At 68.0% G+C, this 16,953-nt stretch carries 16 protein-coding genes and 1 pseudogene; 9 read left to right on the forward strand and 8 right to left on the reverse strand.

Annotation, left to right across the window (positions count from 1 at the left end; translation table 11 throughout):
* Positions 1 to 515, reverse strand: a pseudogene (locus Q7J26_RS14765) (DNA-directed RNA polymerase subunit beta); the annotation flags it as partial.
* A 371-nt stretch (positions 516 to 886) separates the two neighbouring features.
* Here Q7J26_RS14765 and Q7J26_RS14770 point away from each other — a divergent pair.
* The 3 genes from Q7J26_RS14770 to Q7J26_RS14780 are packed head-to-tail and all read left to right on the forward strand — an operon-like array spanning position 887 to position 4,064.
* Positions 887 to 1,726, forward strand: coding sequence for an alpha/beta hydrolase (locus Q7J26_RS14770; protein WP_304937149.1), 840 nt, complete (start codon positions 887 to 889; stop codon positions 1,724 to 1,726).
* 37 nt (positions 1,727 to 1,763) lie between these two features.
* Positions 1,764 to 2,318 (forward strand): FKBP-type peptidyl-prolyl cis-trans isomerase, encoded by a 555-nt coding sequence (locus tag Q7J26_RS14775; RefSeq protein WP_304937150.1) that lies wholly within the window; start codon positions 1,764 to 1,766, stop codon positions 2,316 to 2,318.
* 15 nt (positions 2,319 to 2,333) lie between these two features.
* Positions 2,334 to 4,064, forward strand: coding sequence for a patatin-like phospholipase family protein (locus tag Q7J26_RS14780; RefSeq protein ID WP_304937151.1), 1,731 nt, complete (start codon positions 2,334 to 2,336; stop codon positions 4,062 to 4,064).
* A gap of 48 nt (positions 4,065 to 4,112) precedes the next feature.
* On the opposite strand, the gene Q7J26_RS14785 is transcribed toward Q7J26_RS14780, so the two are convergent.
* Positions 4,113 to 5,918 (reverse strand): aminopeptidase P family protein, encoded by a 1,806-nt coding sequence (locus Q7J26_RS14785; RefSeq protein WP_304937152.1) that lies wholly within the window; start codon positions 5,916 to 5,918, stop codon positions 4,113 to 4,115.
* 17 nt (positions 5,919 to 5,935) lie between these two features.
* Positions 5,936 to 6,802, reverse strand: coding sequence for a 50S ribosomal protein L11 methyltransferase (locus Q7J26_RS14790; RefSeq protein WP_304937153.1), 867 nt, complete (start codon positions 6,800 to 6,802; stop codon positions 5,936 to 5,938).
* Between the two features lie 97 nt (positions 6,803 to 6,899).
* On the opposite strand from Q7J26_RS14790, the gene Q7J26_RS14795 reads away from it, so the two are divergent.
* Positions 6,900 to 7,508: a hypothetical protein gene (locus tag Q7J26_RS14795; RefSeq protein WP_304937154.1), complete on the forward strand. Its 609-nt coding sequence runs from the start codon at positions 6,900 to 6,902 to the stop codon at positions 7,506 to 7,508.
* Positions 7,509 to 7,569: 61 nt separating this feature from the next.
* Here Q7J26_RS14795 and Q7J26_RS14800 read toward each other — a convergent pair whose 3' ends face one another.
* Positions 7,570 to 8,466: a LysR family transcriptional regulator gene (locus Q7J26_RS14800; protein WP_304937155.1), complete on the reverse strand. Its 897-nt coding sequence runs from the start codon at positions 8,464 to 8,466 to the stop codon at positions 7,570 to 7,572.
* Positions 8,467 to 8,563: 97 nt separating this feature from the next.
* On the opposite strand from Q7J26_RS14800, the gene Q7J26_RS14805 reads away from it, so the two are divergent.
* From Q7J26_RS14805 to Q7J26_RS14825, 5 genes are all read left to right on the forward strand, one after another.
* Positions 8,564 to 9,598 carry an aldo/keto reductase gene (locus Q7J26_RS14805; protein WP_304937156.1) on the forward strand — a complete coding sequence of 345 codons (1,035 nt, stop codon included), beginning with the start codon at positions 8,564 to 8,566 and terminating at the stop codon, positions 9,596 to 9,598.
* A gap of 23 nt (positions 9,599 to 9,621) precedes the next feature.
* Positions 9,622 to 10,791 (forward strand): MFS transporter, encoded by a 1,170-nt coding sequence (locus tag Q7J26_RS14810; protein ID WP_304937157.1) that lies wholly within the window; start codon positions 9,622 to 9,624, stop codon positions 10,789 to 10,791.
* A 221-nt stretch (positions 10,792 to 11,012) separates the two neighbouring features.
* Positions 11,013 to 12,674, forward strand: a complete 1,662-nt coding sequence (locus tag Q7J26_RS14815; protein WP_304937158.1) for a DEAD/DEAH box helicase — start codon at positions 11,013 to 11,015, stop codon at positions 12,672 to 12,674.
* An 81-nt stretch (positions 12,675 to 12,755) separates the two neighbouring features.
* Positions 12,756 to 13,808: a GGDEF domain-containing protein gene (locus Q7J26_RS14820; RefSeq protein WP_304937159.1), complete on the forward strand. Its 1,053-nt coding sequence runs from the start codon at positions 12,756 to 12,758 to the stop codon at positions 13,806 to 13,808.
* Between the two features lie 27 nt (positions 13,809 to 13,835).
* The gene (locus Q7J26_RS14825) at positions 13,836 to 14,594 is read left to right on the forward strand and encodes a 1-acyl-sn-glycerol-3-phosphate acyltransferase (RefSeq protein ID WP_304937160.1); all 759 of its coding nucleotides are present in this window, start codon (positions 13,836 to 13,838) and stop codon (positions 14,592 to 14,594) included.
* Here Q7J26_RS14825 and Q7J26_RS14830 read toward each other — a convergent pair.
* The 4 genes from Q7J26_RS14830 to Q7J26_RS14845 all read right to left on the reverse strand — a co-directional run.
* Positions 14,578 to 14,937 (reverse strand): TfoX/Sxy family protein, encoded by a 360-nt coding sequence (locus Q7J26_RS14830; protein WP_304937161.1) that lies wholly within the window; start codon positions 14,935 to 14,937, stop codon positions 14,578 to 14,580. The two genes, Q7J26_RS14825 and Q7J26_RS14830, sit on opposite strands and share 17 nt — an antisense overlap.
* A gap of 1 nt (position 14,938) precedes the next feature.
* Positions 14,939 to 15,328: an iron-sulfur cluster assembly accessory protein gene (locus Q7J26_RS14835; RefSeq protein ID WP_304937162.1), complete on the reverse strand. Its 390-nt coding sequence runs from the start codon at positions 15,326 to 15,328 to the stop codon at positions 14,939 to 14,941.
* Positions 15,329 to 15,341: 13 nt separating this feature from the next.
* The gene (locus Q7J26_RS14840; RefSeq protein WP_304937163.1) at positions 15,342 to 15,731 is read right to left on the reverse strand and encodes an SUF system Fe-S cluster assembly protein; all 390 of its coding nucleotides are present in this window, start codon (positions 15,729 to 15,731) and stop codon (positions 15,342 to 15,344) included.
* A 4-nt stretch (positions 15,732 to 15,735) separates the two neighbouring features.
* On the reverse strand, positions 15,736 to 16,953 hold a 1,218-nt coding region (locus Q7J26_RS14845), incomplete at its 5' end, for an aminotransferase class V-fold PLP-dependent enzyme (protein ID WP_304937164.1).

Consider the following 16,953-nt stretch of genomic DNA (forward strand, 5'->3'; position numbering starts at 1 on the left):
CGGTGCATCTGGCTGACGATCACGCGCTCGGTGCCGTTGACGATGAAGGTGCCCTTGTCCGTCATGAGCGGGATGTCGCCCATGTAGACGTCCTGCTCCTTGATGTCCTTGACCGAACGGGCTCCCGTTTCCTCGTCGGTCTCGAACACGATCAGGCGCAGCTTGACCTTCAGCGGCGCGGCATAGGTCATGTCGCGCTGGATGCACTCCTCGACGTCGTACTTCGGCTCTTCGAACTCGTACGAGACGTATTCCAGGATAGCGCGTTCGTTGAAGTCCTTGATCGGGAACACCGACTTGAAGACCGCCTCGATGCCCTGCTCCTTGCGCTGGCCCGGACGGACCTCGCGCTGCAGGAACTGTTCGTAGGAAGCGCGCTGGACCTCGATCAGGTTGGGCATCGCGACCGCTTCGGGGATACGCCCGAAGGATTTGCGGATGCGCTTCTTGCCGGTGAACGAAGTGGCGGAAGCGATCTGACCGTTGATGGCGAGATCGTGGGCGACGTCAGTCATTCAGTGTTTCCCATGACGCACACCCCGGGGAAGGCGCGCGTGAAATGCAGCAGCCACGGCGCGCGTTTCCGCGTCCGCAGCCAGGTTTTCGGCGTCCACCCTCGGCCCGCTGCCGGGCCAGGACGCCTGAATTGTACCGGCTCCCTGGGGAAGGAGCCGCGCCTTCGCTCCGGTCGGAGGGCGACGGACCGGGCCTCGGCGCTTGCGCGCAGACTCTTTAGGAGTGTTGCGGAACGCGGACATATACTCGCTTCCACGGCGAAATAAAGACCTGGGTCGCAGATTTTCGGGAACCAGACGGCGGCATGGCGAAACCGCCCGATTGACAACCCCGGCGACCGCCGCATGATCGTTTCAGGGGAGCCCGAACCATGCACAGACGCCTTACGATCCTGGCCGCCGGCGTTCTGCTGTCCGGCTGCTTGTCGATGAACGTCCCGGAGGACGCCTTCTTCTATCCCGACACCCGACTGGCGGCCGAGAAGGTCACCCTGCCCCCCGATATCCCTATGGGTTTTGAGGCCGACGTCCTCAGCCTTCCCTATTCCGGCGGAACCGTGGGCGTCACCCGCGTCCGGACCGGTCGCGCCGATGCGCCCCTCATCCTGTTCTGCGGGGGTAATATGTTCCGGCGCAGCGCCGGCGCGGGCAAGACCGCCGCCAAACTGGCGCCGTTCGGCGACGCCCTGATGTTCGACTATCCCGGCTATGGCGACACGGCGGGCCAAGCGGACTATGCGACCTTCATGGCCGCCGGCACGGCCGTCGCCGACGCCGCCCGCGCCCAGGCCGACGCCGAGGGCCGCAAGCTGATCGCCTGGGGCCATTCCCTGGGCGGCCCCGTCTGCGCCCAGGCCGCGCAATATATGCGCGCCGACGCCCTGGTGCTGGAGACGACGACCCCCAGCACCCGCGCCGCCGTCGACACCATGGTCGGCTGGGCGCGTCCCTTCGTGCGCATCCACATCGCCCCCAATCTGAACAGCATCGACATCCCGGCCGCGCTTCAGGCCTATCCCGGCAAGGTGGTTGTGCTGGAGGCGGGCCGCGATGACACCCTGCCCGCGTCCCTCAGTCGGCGCCTGGCCCATGACCTCGAGGCCGAAGGCGTCGCCGTCGAACACCTGACCTTCCCTCAGGCCGGTCACAACGACGTCGGCAAACAGCCCGACTTCCAGCCGCGGGTTTCGGCGGCCTTGGCCGGGCTCTGAACTGGACGCGCCCCGCAGGGCGTCCTAGCGTCGCCTTATGACTCGCATCGTCCTGCCCCTGCTCGCCGCCCTCGCCCTATCCGCCTGCGCCTCGCGCGGCGAACCCGTCACCTATGCCGAGACCGCCTCGGCCGCCGCCCGCGCCGCCGCCGAGGTGGAGGGTCAGGCCTCGCTCACGCCGCAACAGGCCTGGGACGCCGGCAACACCGCCTATCTGGCCTGGAACGGCGCCCGGCGCGGCTGGACCACCACCGCCAGCGGCCTTCAATACCGCCGCGTCGGCAAGGCCCATCCCGAAGGCGCCCAGCCGTCGGCGACCGACACGGTCAAGGTCCACTATCGCGGCACCTTCATCGACGGACGCGAGTTCGACAGCTCCTACGCCCGCAACGAGCCGGCCGAATTCCCGCTGAACCGGGTCATCAAGGGCTGGACCGAGGGCGTCGCCCTGATGCGGGTCGGCGAAATCTATGAGTTCGTCATCCCCGCCTCGCTCGGCTACGGCGGACGGTGGGTCGGCGGCGACGAACTGCCGCCCAACTCGACCCTGCGTTTCTCGGTCGAACTTCTGGACGTGACGCCGGCGACCTGATCGGACAATCCTGCCATGGCTCCGCTTCGTTCAGACACCCTCGCCTCGGCCCTGTCCCGCATTTTCGAGGGGCCGATGATCGATCGGGCCAGTTGGTTCGCCCTGACCGGGGGCGAGCGGCTGTTCGCAGCGGGGGACCCGTCCGACACCCTGTATCTGGTCCGCTCGGGCCGGCTGGGCGTCTTCCATAGCGAGCCGGATCAGCCGGTCCATCTGCTGGGCGTCGTGCGCCCCGGCGAACCGGTCGGCGAAATGGCCATGCTGGCGGGCACGCCCCACACCGCCGACGTTGTCGCCCTGCGCGACACCGAGATCCTGGCCCTGCCGCGCGAGGCCTTCTTCGAGGCCGCCCGGACCGAGCCGGACCTGATGGTCGAACTGTCGCGGCTGATGATCCACCGCGCCCGCGAGCGGGCCGGCGGTGCGGCCGAACCCAGCGTCTTCGGCTTCGTCTCGGCGCGCCCCCGTCCGATCCGCGCCTTCGTCGAACGGATCGCCGCCGCGGTCCAGGCCATGGGCTTCACCTGCCGGGTCATCGACCAGTCGGCCCTGACCTCGGCCGCCGAATGGTTCAGCCGGGTCGAGGACGATCACGACTATGTCCTCTATGTCGCCGAACTGGACCAGCCGGCCTGGGCCGAACTGTGCGCCCGTCAGGTCGATCGGCTGTTCATCGTCGGCAGCGGGCTTCTGGCCCCGCCCGCCGACCTGCCCCGGCGTATGGGCTTCGGCGACGGCCGCCGTCTGACCGATCTGATCCTGCTGCGCGACCCGCGCATGAACCAGCCGGCCAACACCCGGGTCTGGCTGAACGTGCTCCAGCCAGACCGCTGGTTCCACTGCGTCGCGGGGGTCGAGGCCGACACCGCCCGCATGGCCCGGGTCATCACCGGCACGGCCGTGGGCCTGGTCCTGTCGGGCGGCGGCGCGCGCGCCTATTGCCACATGGGAGCGGTCAAGGCGCTGGAAGAGGCCAAGGTGCCCATCGACTTCGTCGGCGGCGCCTCAATGGGGGCGGTCGTCGCCGCCGGCCCGGCCCTGGGCTGGTCGTTCGAACGGCTGGACTACGAGATTCGCCGCGCCTTCGTCGATTCCGACCCCCTGTCTGACCTGGCCTTTCCCATCATCGCCATGTCACGCGCCCGCAAGGTGGCCCGTCTGCTGGAGCAGGCCTATGGCGACATCGACCTGGCCGACCTGCCCCTGCCCTTCTTCGCGGTCTCCTCCAACCTGACCTCGGGCCGGATCGAGGTTCATCGCGCCGGCCTGATGCGGCGGGCAATGCGCGCCTCCATCGCCATTCCGGGCGTCCTGCCGCCCGTCGTCATCGACGGTCAGGTGCTGGTGGACGGGGCCGTGCTGAAGAACTTCCCCACCAGCGTGATGCGCCAGCTGAACAGCGGCCCCATCATCGGCGTGGACATGTCCCAGACGCGCGGCGTCGATCCGGCTGGGCTGGAAAACCCGCCGTCCTGGTGGAAATGGGTGCTGTCGGGCGCGTGGAAGGCCGGCCCGCCCATCGTCTCCATCCTGATGCGCTCGGCCACCATCACCACCGACGCCGAGATGGAGCAGTCGCGCGCCGCCGCCGACGTCCTGATCCTGCCCAAGATCGGCGGGACCGACATCCGTGACTGGAAAGCCTATGACGAGCCGGTCGCCGCCGGATACGAGGCGACCAAGGCGGCCCTGGCCGACCTGACCGTCCCGATCACCCACCTGAGGCGCAGGCTGCGCGATCACTGAAACCCTCCGCTCATCCCCGCGAAAGCGGGGATGAGCGGAATGAAGGACCTAAAGGGGCGCGCAGACCCACTCCAGCCAGGCCCGAACCTCGCCCTCGACCAGGGGCCCGACCTTGGCCAGGGTCTCGGCGTGATAGGCGTCGACATAGGTCCGCTCGTCCGGCGTCAGCAGATCGACCGCGATCAGCTTGCGGTCGATCGGCGCAAAGGTCAGCTGTTCGAACCCGTGCATCGGCCGCTCGCCGCCCTCGGGAACCACGGCCGGCGTCACCACCTGCAGGGTCTCGATCCGGATGCCCCAATGGCCTTCGCGGTAATAGCCGGGCTCGTTGGACAGGATCATCCCCTCCAGCAGCGGCTGGGCCGTGCCCCATTTGGCGATCCGTTGCGGTCCCTCGTGAACCCCCAGATAGGATCCGACGCCGTGGCCGGTGCCGTGATCATAATCCAGCCCCGCCGCCCACATCGGCGCCCGGGCGATGGCGTCCAAGGCCATGCCGCTGGTCCCCGCCGGGAAGCGGATCGTCGCCATGGCGATATGGGCCTTCAGCACCAGGGTGAACTTGTGACGCTGATCCGCCGTCGGCTCGCCCACCGCCATGGTGCGGGTCACATCGGTCGTCCCGTCCAGATACTGGCCGCCGCCGTCCACCAGCAGCAGGGAGCCGTTCTCGATCCGGCGGATCGTGGCGCCGACCGGCTTGTAATGCGGCAGGGCGCCGTTCGGCCCGGCCCCGGCGATGGTGTCGAAGCTCAGGTCCTTCAGCGCCCCGGTCGCCTCACGGAACCGCTCCAGCGTCTCCACCACTTCGCGCTCGTCCGGCAGGGTCTGCTGCGCCGTCGTATCGACCCAGTGCAGGAAGTTGGCCAGGGCCGCGCCGTCGCGGATATGGGCCCGGCGGCTGCCCTCGATCTCGACCGCATTCTTGGTCGCCCGAGGCAGGGCGCAGGGGTCCGCCGCCCGCACCACCATCGCCCCGGCCTGCTCCAGCCGATCAAAATACCAGGCGGACGACAGGGCCGGATCGATCATCACCTTCCGGCCCGCCAGACCGTCCAGCGCCTCGGCCAGCCGCTCGGGCGCCTCCAACTGGACGTCGTCGCCTAGCCAAGCGGGCAGCTCATTCGTCACCTTGGCGGGATCCAGGAACAGCCGCGCCTTGCCGTCGGCCTCCAGTACGGCCTGACCGATCGGCAGGGGCGAACGGATCACATCGCCGCCGCGCACATTGAACAGCCAGGCGATCGACATGGGCGCGGTCAGCACGACCGCGTCGGCGCCGGCGTCCGCCACGGCCTTGCCGATCCGCGCCCGCTTCGCCGCATGGCTTTCGCCGGAATAGACGTCCGCGTGCGGCACGACCGGAGCGGTCGGCTGGGCCGGACGATCCGCGCCCCAGGCCTGGTCCAGCGGATTGACCTCGACCGGCTTCAGCTCGGCTCCAGCCTTCTGCGCCGCCCGCTTCAGGGCGACCAGAGCGTCCGGGCTGTGCAGCTTCGGATCATAGCCGATCACCTGACCCGCACTCGCCGTCTCCAGATAGGCGGCCACGTCGTTCAGGTCGCGTCGCTCGAACAGGGCCGGATCGGTCTGGGCCTTGACCTGAACCGTATAGCGGCCGTCGGTGAACATGCTGGCGCGGTCCTGAAACACCACCGCCGCCCCGGCCGAGCCGGTGAAGCCGGTGGCCCAGGCCAGTCGCTCGTTGGCGTCGGGCAGATATTCGTTCTGGTGCTCGTCCTCGTGCGGGATCAGGAAACCGTCCAGCCCCTGCTCCGCCATCCGGGCGCGCAGCAGCGGCAGGTGTTTGGCCCCGAAGGACGGATCGGTGGTCTCATCAAAGGTCTGGCGCATCGTCTCGTCTCTTGTCCTCAGCCCATCCGCCGCAGCACCAGGGCGCTCCAGGCGTCGTGATGGATGCGCTTCTCCAGCCGGAAGCCACGCGACGTATAGGCCGCCGTCACCCGGCGCTCCTGGGTCCGCAACAGGCCCGACAGGATGGCGACCCCGCCCAGGCTCAGCGCCATCTTGATGTCCTGCGACAGGGCCACCAGCGGCGGGGCCAGGATGTTGGCGAAGACCAGATCATACGGCCCATGACGGCGCACCCGCTGGTCATTCAGGCCCGAGGCGTGGACGAAGCTGGCGTGGGCCTGATTCAGGGCGGCGTTCTCGTTGGCGATCCGCACCGAGGGGGCGTCGATGTCGGTGCCGACCGCGATCCGGCTGCCCGTGCGCGCCGCCGCGATGGCCAGAACGCCCGTGCCGCAGCCGACGTCCAGCACCCGCTCGAACCGCTCGCGCTTCAGCAGATCGTCGAAGGCTTCCAGACAGCCGACCGTCGTGCCGTGGTGGCCGGTGCCGAAGGCGGCGCCGGCGTCGATCTTCAGATTGACGGCGTTGGGCGGCACCCGTCCCTCGTCATGCGCCCCATAGACGAAGAAGCGCCCGGCCCGCACCGGCGGCAGGCCCGACAGCGACATGGCCAGCCAGTCGGCGTCGGCCAGCTTCTCGACCGTGACCGTCACCGGATAGTCGGCCAGGGTCGCCTTCAGCCCCTCGACCTCTTCGGCCGTGGTCGGGAAGGCGTCGATACGCCAGATGTTGCGATCCTCGTCTTCCTCGAGGATGGAATAGGTTGCGCCTTCCAGCGTGGAATCGGCGTCGATGGCGGCGGCGGCGGCCTCTGCGCTTTCGCGCGGACCCCGGGCGATTATCTGAACTGCGGACTCGGACATTTTTCAAACACCGCTAAGATGACGAATCATTGCGATCCGGCGCATCGTCTTCCCGACGCCGCCGGGCTTTTTAACGAACCGAGGGGTCGGGGAATACATGGCCAAGTCACCGTCTACGTCTAAAACTGCGTCGCCGAAGCCGGCGACCGCCGCTTCCAAGCCTAAAGCTGCGCCGAAGTCGAGCGCCGCGAAAGCCGTCGCCGAGAAAACCGTCGCGCCCAAGGCCGCCAAGCCCGCCGCCGTGAAGACCGCCGCCGTCAAACCGGCTGCGGCCAAGACGCCCGCCAAGACGACCGCGCCCAAGGCCGCTGTCGCCAAGACGTCGCCGGCCAAGCCCAAGGCCGCCCCGGCCGCCAAGCCGGCCGCACCCGCCGCTTCCAAGTCTGCGCCCGTAAAGGCCGCCGCGCCCAAGGCGACGACGAAGACCGCCGCCAGGGCCGCGCCGAAGACATCTGCGCCCAAGCCTGCCGCAGCCAAGCCTGTCGCAGCCAAGGCGCCGACGCCCAAGGCTCCGGCCGCTGCGCCCAAGCCGGCTGAACCCGTCGCCGCTCCGGCGCCCAAGCCCGCCGCCGCTGCACCTGCTCCCGCGCCGACGCCCAAGCCGATCGAAACGCCCAAGCCCAAGCCGGCCGCCGCGCCTGCGCCCCAGGCTGAGGAAAAGGGCTTTTTCGCCAAGCTCGGCGACATGATCTTCGGCAAGCGCTGATCACGGGTCACAGACCCGACTGAAGTCGCCGGACGGTTCGCCCCGTCCGGCGATTTTCGTTTCAGCGCAGCCGTTCCGCAAGAAAGTCCACGAACACCCGCACGCGCGCCGGCATATTGGCGGCACCGACGAAGACCGCATGGATCGGCTCCCGGTCGCCCGGATTGAAGTCCTCCAGCAACGGAACCAGCCGCCCCGCCTCAATGGCGTCGGCCACGCTGAAATTACCGACCCGCGTCACCCCGACCCCGGCCACCGCAAGCTGGGTCAGGGTCTCGCCGTTGTTCGCCTCGATCGGCCCCCGCACCGTCAGGGCGTAGTCGCGACCGTCACGGCGAAACGGCCAGACGGGTTCGGCGCGGCGGAAGTTGAAGTTCAGACAATCATGGTCGTGCAGGTCTTCCGGAACCGTCGGCGTCCCGCGTCGGGCCAGATAGTCGGGCGAGGCGACGATGGTCCGCCCTGTGTCGCCCAGACGCCGCGCCGTCAGCGGACTGTCGGCCAGCGGCCCGAACCGGATCGCCACATCCGCCTGCCCCGCCGCCACATCGACCACGACATCGGTCAGGTTGATGTCGATCAGGATATGCGGATAGCGACGCACGAAATCCCCGAGCAGAGGCACGACATGCTGGCGGCCATGGGCCAGTGAGGCGCTGACCCGCACCCGCCCGCGCGGCGCTCCCTGGTCGGCGATGCTCTGCTCGGCGTCGTCCAGGTCGGCCAGGATGCGACGCGCCGCGCCCAGATAGGTCTGGCCCTCGGCTGTCAGGGTCAGGACGCGCGTCGTGCGCAGCATCAGCCGCACCCCCAGCCGCGCCTCGATCCGGTCGATGGTCCGGCTGACCGCCGACGGGGTCAGGCCCAGGACCCGCCCGGCGGCGGAGAAGCTGCCGCTTTTAGCCACGGCGACGAAGATCTCCATCTCCCGCGCCCGGTCCGCCCCATTCATCTGCATCTTTGCGTCCAGATCAAAAATCCTTGGCCCAGAACCTGCCTACCGCCGCTGCGGCGCGGCGTCCATCTGTGCCTGCGAACACAGACGAGGGACAGTCATGGACTATCGGCAACTTGGATCATCGGGCCTGCGCGTACCGGTCCTCAGCTTCGGCACAGGTACTTTCGGCGGCTCCGGCCCGCTTTTCGGCGCCTGGGGCAATAGCGACGTTGGCGAGGCGCGCCGCCTGATCGACATCTGTCTGGAGGCCGGGGTCAATCTGTTCGACACCGCCGACGTCTATTCCGACGGCGCCTCGGAACAGGTTCTGGGCGAGGCGATCAAGGGCCGCCGCGACCAGGTGCTGATCTCGACCAAGACCGGCCTGCCGACCGGCGACGGTCCGGCGGACTGGGGCGTGTCGCGCGACCGTCTGATCCGCGCGGTCGAGGCCGCCCTGCGCCGCCTGGGCACGGACCATATCGACCTGCTGCAACTGCACGCTTACGACGCCTCGACCCCGGTCGAAGAGCTTCTGGCCACGCTGGACATGCTCGTGACCTCGGGCAAGGTCCGTTACACCGGCGTCTCCAACTATCCCGGCTGGGCCCTGATGAAGGCGCAAGGCATCGCCGAGCGTGACGCCCGCCCCCGGTTCATCGCCCACCAGGTCTATTACTCCCTGATCGGCCGCGCCTATGAGGCCGACCTGATGCCGCTCGGCGCCGACCAAGGCGTCGGCGCCCTGGTGTGGAGCCCGCTGGGCTGGGGTCGCCTGACCGGCAAGATCCGCCGCGATGCGCCGATCCCCGAGGGCAGCCGCCTGCACCAGACCGCCGCCTTCGCCCCGCCCGTCGAGGACGAGCACCTGTACCGCGTCGTCGAAGCCCTGGACGCCGTGGCGGCCGAAACCGGCAAGACCGTGCCCCAGATCGCCATCAACTGGCTTCTGCAGCGCCCGACCGTGTCTTCGGTCATCATCGGCGCCCGCAACGAGGAGCAGTTGCGCCAGAATCTGGGGGCGGTCGGCTGGACGCTGACTCCCGATCAGATCGCCGCCCTCGACGCCGCCAGCGACGTCCTGCCGCCCTATCCCCATACCCCCTATCGCCAGCAGGAAGGGTTCGCGCGCCTGAACCCGCCTCTGGTCTGAACGTCCCAAAGGTCTCCTCCCCCATGAAACTCAATCCTCCCCTTCTCGCCCTCGCGGCGGGGGCCTTCGGCATCGGCGTGACCGAGTTCGCCCCCATGGGCCTGCTGCCGGTCATCGCCACGGACCTGGGCGTCTCCATTCCCACGGCCGGTCTGTTGATCAGCGCCTATGCGCTGGGCGTCATGCTGGGCGCGCCCCTGATGACCCTGACCACGGGGCGCGTGCCCCGTCGCGCCCTGCTGGTCGGCCTGGCCGCCATCTTCACCGTGGGCAATCTGATGGCGGCTGTGTCGACCGACTACGTCATGCTGCTGGTCGCGCGGGTGGTCACCTCGCTGAACCACGGCGCCTTCTTCGGCGTCGGCTCCATCGTGGCCGCCAGCCTGGTGCCGCCCAACCGTCAGGCCGGCGCGGTCGCGGCCATGTTCATGGGCCTGACCATCGCCACGGTCGTCGGGGTTCCCCTGGCGGCCTGGGCGGGCGACGTCCTGGGCTGGCGCGCCTCCTTCTGGGCCATCGCCGGCATCGGCCTGATCGTCATGGCCGCCTTGCGCCTGACACTGCCCAAACTGCCGGCGCCGGTGGGTGGCGACGCCCTGGCGGAGGTGCGCGTCCTGGGTCGTGGGCCGGTGCTGTCGGCCCTGGCCCTGACCGTGATCGGCTCCAGCGCCATGTTCACCGTCTTCACCTATATCGCCCCGATCCTGCATGAAGAGACCCACGCCTCCATCGGCTTCGTCACCGCCATGCTGGTCGTCTACGGCCTGGGCCTGACGGTCGGAAACTGGCTGGGCGGCAAGTTCGCCGACCGGTCGGTGGATCGCACCCTGATCATCACCCTGGCGTCTCTGGCCGCCATACTGGTGGTGTTCGCCTTCATCATGCCGTTCGCCGTCCCCGCGCCGTTCGTGATCTTCGTCTGGGGCGTCGCCAGCTTCGCCCTGGTGCCGCCGCTGCAGGTGCGGGTGATGGCCGCCGCCTCGGATGCGCCCAACCTGGCGTCGTCGGTCAATATCGGCGCCTTCAACCTGGGCAACGCCGTCGGCGCGGCGGTCGGCGGGGCGGTGATCGCGGGGGGCCTGGGCTATCCGGCGGTCGCCCTGGCCGGCGCGGCATCCGCGGCCCTGGGCCTGGTTCTGGTCCTCTTTCTGACCCGCAAGCGCGCGCCCGCCACGGCTCCGGCCATAGGCTGACGGCTCGGGCGCGGAAAAAGACGCGACCTCGGCCGGCGCGCCGGGGTCGCGTCCCCCATTGCGTGGCGACGGCGGAATATCGATAATAGTTGACTTTTGCGAGGGGACTTCTATATCGCGTCCAGCCTCGGGACAGGTCTGCGATACGCGCCGCCCGCTCGCCCAAAGAGGGGCGGTTCCGTTGCTGTAACGCACGCAGACGCTTTCTCTCCCAAGGATTCATGACCGAATTTTCCCAACTGGGCCTCTCGCCCACGACCCTGCAAGCCGTCGCCGACACCGGCTACACGACCGCCACGCCTATTCAGGAACAGGCGATCCCGGTGGCCCTGGCCGGCCGCGACGTTCTGGGCATCGCCCAGACCGGCACAGGCAAGACCGCCGCCTTCACCCTTCCTCTGGTCGAACGCCTGGCCTCAGGCCGGGCCCGCGCCCGGATGCCGCGCGCCATCGTCCTGGCCCCGACCCGCGAACTGGCCGACCAGGTCGCCGAGAGCTTCGCCAAATACGCCAAGGGCACCAAACTGACCTGGGTGCTGCTGATCGGCGGCGTCTCCATGGGCGACCAGGTTGCGGCGCTGAACAAGGGCGTCGACGTCCTGATCGCCACCCCGGGCCGCCTGCTCGACCTGTTCGAACGCGGCAAGATGCTGCTGACCGGCGTCGAGATCATGGTGGTGGACGAAGCCGACCGCATGCTCGACATGGGCTTCATCCCCGACATCGAGCGCATCTTCAAACTGACGCCGCCACGTCGCCAGACCCTGTTCTTCTCGGCCACCATGCCGCCGGAGATCACCCGTCTGACCGCCGCCTTCCTCAAGGATCCGACCCGGATCGAGGCCTCGCGTCCGGCCATGACGGCCGACACCATCACCCAGTACATCGTCCGCATCCCGACCTCGGACCCCAAGGCCAAGCGCGCCGCCCTGCGCGCCCTGATGAGCCGCACCGACGTACGCAACGGCATCGTCTTCTGCAACCGCAAGTCTGAAGTCGATATCGTCGCCAAGTCGCTGAAAACCCACGGCTTCGACGCCGCTGCCATCCACGGCGACCTGGACCAGTCGCACCGCACCAAGACCCTGGCGGACTTCCGCTCGGGCGCGCTGAAGATCCTGGTGGCTTCCGATGTCGCCTCGCGCGGTCTGGACATCCCGGACGTCAGCCACGTCTTCAACTACGACGTCTCGCACCACGCCGACGACTATGTCCACCGCATCGGCCGGACCGGTCGCGCGGGCAAGCTGGGCCAGGCCTTCATGATCGTGACCCCCGGCGACGACAAGTCGCTGGATAAGGTGCTGAAGCTGATCAAGATGGACCCGAAGGAGCTGGTTCTCGACGACGTCGATTTCGACGCGATCAAGGACGGCGGACGGGACGACAAACGTTCGTCGTCTCGGTCGAGCGAGTCCCGCTCGGGCGAACGCGGCGGTCGCGGCCGGTCGCGCGCCGCCGAGCCGGCCCAGACTCCCGCCCCCGCCGCCGCTCTGGCCGCGACGGACGCCGCCGAGGCTCCGACGCGCTCGCGCAGCCGCCGCAAGGCCAAGCCCGAGGTTTCCGTCGAGACCGTCGTCGAAACCGAGATCGCGCCTGTCGTCGACAAGCCCGCCGGTCGCGGACGCAGCCGCGCCCGTTCAGAACCCCGGACCGAGGCGAAGATCGAACCTCGGACCGAGGTCCGGATCGAGGCCGAGGCCGAGCCCTTGCCCGCCCCCGTCGAAGAGACCCGCGCCGCCCGCACGGATCGCGAGCCCCATCTGCGCCAGTCGGACCGTCGTGGCGAGCGTCGTCCGGAAGAGCGCGAACGCTCGGGCGTCAAGGGTTTCGGCGACGACATCCCCGCCTTCCTGCGCCGCCCTGTCGTCATCCGCGCCTGATTTGTAAGGCCGTTTACCCCGTATTACGGATAGGCCTCTAATCTCTTCCGGAGTTCCAGAACGGGACTTCGGGAGAAGCGAATGACAGCGCAAGTTGAAACGGCGGTTCGGGGACCGGAAGCCTATTCTCTTGCGCGCAACGCCATCTCTGAAATGGAGAAGGCCGGCGTCTGGCCCACGCCGCTGAATTTCGAGCTCTGGATTCATTACCTCGGCGACCCCGAAGGTCCTCTGGGCGTCGAGATCAAGCGCCTGCTGGCTGAAGACGTCGTCATATCCGACGAGACCTCGGAAATGCTCGCCGCCGAATTCCTGCCCCGTGGTCGTCTGTCGGAAGAGATCCGCGACGCCGGCGCCGTGCTGGATCGTGAACTGGCCAGTGTTTCCGCCGCCATCGCCAAGGCACACAAGACCCAAGCCGACTACGGCGAGGCCCTGGCCGACGCCTCGCAGACCATGGACACCGCCGCCAAGGACGCCTCGGCCCTGAAGACCCTGGTCGGCGGATTGTCGACCGCCACCCAGCGCGTTCGCCGCGAGACCGCCAATCTCGAAAAACGTCTGGAAAGCTCCAACAAGGAGGTCGCCCGTCTTCGCGAACACCTGGAACAGGTGCGGCGCGACGCGATGACCGACGCCCTGACCAATCTGGCCAACCGCAAGGCCTTCGACGAACGCCTGGAACAGGCCTGCGCCGCCGACGGCCGCACGCCCCTGACCCTGGCCATCCTCGACATCGATCATTTCAAGCGGTTCAACGACACCTGGGGCCATCAGACCGGCGATCAGGTGCTGCGTTACGTCTCCACCATCCTGTCGCGCGTCTGCTCCGGCAATCGGTTCGTGGCGCGTTTTGGCGGCGAGGAGTTCGCGATCATCTTCCCGGGCGAAAGCCCTGGCGCCGTCATGGCCGCGCTGGAGCATATCCGCGAAGAGGTCTCCTCGCGTTCCCTGCGTCGGCGTTCCACCAACGACGATCTCGGGGCCGTCACGCTTTCCGCCGGATTCGCGGAACATCTGTCGGGTGAAAGCGCCGCCGCCCTGCTCGAACGCGCCGACGAGGCCCTCTATGCATCCAAGCGTGGCGGCCGCAATCGCGTCACCAGCGCGCCCGCGCTTGAAAACGCCGCCTGAGCCGCGACTTTCTGCCATAGTCGGCCCATGCGCAGCCTCGCCTTCAATATCGCCTACTGGATCCTGTCGATCGGCTACGGCCTGAGCGCCGCCTTCGCCGCCCTGGCGCCGGGACGCGGCCCCACCAGCCGCATCATCCGCGCCTATGTCAGGCGCATGGTCCAGGCCATGGCGGTCTTCGCCGGCATCCGGCTGGATGTGCGCGGCAAGAACCGGCTTCCCCAGGGCGCCTTCATCATCGCCTCGAAACACCAGAGCTGGGGCGACGGTTTCGCCACCTACGATCAGTTCGACGACCTGGCCTTCGTCACCGGCGATCACCTGGAGAAGTTTCCCCTGCTGGGCGGGGTGCTGAAGAAGTTGGGCGCCATCGTCGTCAACAGCTGCGGCGGCCATGAAGCCCGCCAGGCCCTGGCCACCCGCGCCGCCGAGGCCAAGGCCGAGAACCGCAAGATCCTGATCTATCCCGAGGGCCATCTGGCGGCGGTCGGCCAGAAGTACCGCTACCGCTCCGGCGTCTGGCACATGTACCGCGACTTCGACATGCCGGTCGTGCCCCTGGCCACCAACCTCGGCCTGTTCTGGCCCGAGGAGAAGTACGAAAAGCACGCGGGTACGGCCACGCTGGAGTTCCTGGAGCCCATCCCCGTGGGCCTGCCCAAGGACGAATTCCTCGCGCGTCTCGAAGCGGTGATCGAGACCCGCACGGCCGAACTGATCGCCGAGGCGACCGGACAGCCGATCACGCCGGCCGTTCTCGTGGATGCGCCTAAGTCGCCTTCTTAGGCTTCTTCCCCGACGCCTTGCGAACCGCCACCTCCAGCGACCGCCGCGCCCAGGCAACCGCCTCCTCGGGGTCGTCCAGCGCCGTCTCCGGCAAGGTCCAGTATCCCATAGACATCGTCCGCCCGTCCTTGGTCGGATATCTGAATTGCCTACACCCGGCCTCGACGAAGGCCTCGCCAAGCGCGTCGTCGCCCTTCAGCCAGACCACACCGTCGTCCAGCAGCGCGAACATCACGCCCGAGGCGTAGACCCCGGCCCCGCCGAACATCCGCTTGATCTCCAACCGACCCAGACCCGCGAAATGCTCGCGCACCCATTCGCCGAAGTCCGCGTCATAGGCCATCTCAGCTAGCGGCCGCCGGCACGATGGTGACGCTCTCGCCACAGCCACAGGCGTCGGTCTGGTTCGGATTGTTGAACACGAACTTGGACGCCAACCGAGTGGTCTCGTAGTCGATCTCGGTGCCGATCAGGAACAGTACGGCCTTGGGTTCGATCAGGATGGTGACGCCCTTGTCCTCGACCACCTCGTCCATAGGGCCGATCTCGTCGGCATAGGCGAAGGTGTACTCCTGCCCGGCGCAACCGCCGTTCTTGACCCCGATCCTCAGACCGATGTGGTCGTTCTCGGCATTGTCCAGGATTTCGCGCACGCGCTCTGCAGCGGCGTCCGTCAGGGTGACGGCCTTGGGTCGCGGGCGGCGGGGACGGGATGTGGCCTGGAGTTCGGTCATTTGAATATCCCCGTCAGAACATGTTGAGCGCGAGCTTGGCTTCGTCGCTCATCTTCGAGGAATCCCACGGCGGGTCGAACACCAGATTGGCCTTGGCGCTGCGCACCCCCGGCACCTTCTCCACCGCCGTCTCGACCCAACCCGGCATCTCGCCGGCGACCGGGCATCCGGGCGCCGTCAAGGTCATATCCACCACCACGTCGCGGTCGTCGGACACATCAACCCGGTAGATCAGGCCCAACTCATAGATGTCGACCGGGATTTCCGGATCATAGACCGACTTCAGGGCCTCGATCAGCTGTTCGGTCAGCGTATCCAGCTCGGCCTGCGACAAGGCGCTCTTCTGGGGTTCATCCCAGGCGTCCTTGAAGGCGTCGGTGTCTTGAATGGTGTCGTCTGTCATGGGCTTACACGAAGAAGTTCCGCGCCTTGATCAGCGCGTCCACGAAGGCGTCGGCATCCTCCACGGTGTTATATAGGGCGAAGGAGGCGCGGGTGCTCGACGTCACGCCCATTCTTTTGGCCAGGGGTTCGGCGCAGTGCTGTCCAGCCCGCACGGCCACGCCGTAACGGTCCATGATCTGGGCGACGTCATGGGCATGGGCGCCCTCGACGGCGAAGGTCAGGATCGCGCCCTTGTCCTCGGTTTCGCCCAGGATCCGCAGCCAGTTCTGTCCCTGAAGGCGATCGACGGCATGCTGGTACAGCGAATGCTCATGCGCCTGCACCGCCGCCCGGTCGTATTGGCTCAGCCAGTCCAGCGCCGCCCCCAGGCCGATGGCCTCCAGAATCGGCGGCGTGCCCGCCTCGAACCGGTGCGGCGGCTTGGCGTAGGTGATCCGATCCTGTTCGACCGTCTCGATCATCTCGCCCCCGCCCTGATAGGGCGGCAAAGCCTCCAGCGCCTCGGCCTTGCCGTACAGGGCGCCGATGCCGGTCGGCCCGAACAGCTTGTGGCCGGTCAGGACATAGAAGTCGCAGCCTATGGCCTGCACATCGGGCGTCGCATGGACCGCCCCCTGGCACCCGTCGATCAGCACCTGAGCGCCGGCCGCATGCGCCAGTCGCGTGATCTCGGCCACCGGATTGATGGTCCCCAGCACGTTCGACATATGGGTGACCGCGACCATCCGCGTCTTCGGCGACAGCAGGTCCGCGTAAGCCGCCATATCCAGCGACCCGTCGTCCAGCACCGGAATCCATTTGAGCACCGCCCCGCGCCGTTCCCTCAGCAGATGCCAGGGCACGATGTTGGAATGGTGCTCCATCTCCGAGACGATGATCTCGTCGCCCGGCTGGATGGACAGGCCCAGCCCGTTGGCCACCAGATTGATCGCCTCGGTGCCGCCCTTGGTCCAGACGACCTGTTCGGGGCTTTCGGCGTTCAGGAAGCGGGCCACGATCTCGCGCGCCTTCTCGAACGCATCGGTCGCCTCGTTCGACAGGGTGTGCAGGCCGCGATGGACGTTGGCGTAGCCGCCCTCCATCGTCGCCACCAGGGCGTCGATCACCGCGCGCGGCTTCTGGGCCGAGGCCGCATTGTCCAGATAGACCAGCGGCTTGCCGTTCACCTGCCGCGACAGGATCGGGAACTGCGCCCGGACGGCATAGGGATCTAATCCTCC

The organism is Brevundimonas sp., assembly GCF_030656255.1.
GTDB lineage: Bacteria > Pseudomonadota > Alphaproteobacteria > Caulobacterales > Caulobacteraceae > Brevundimonas.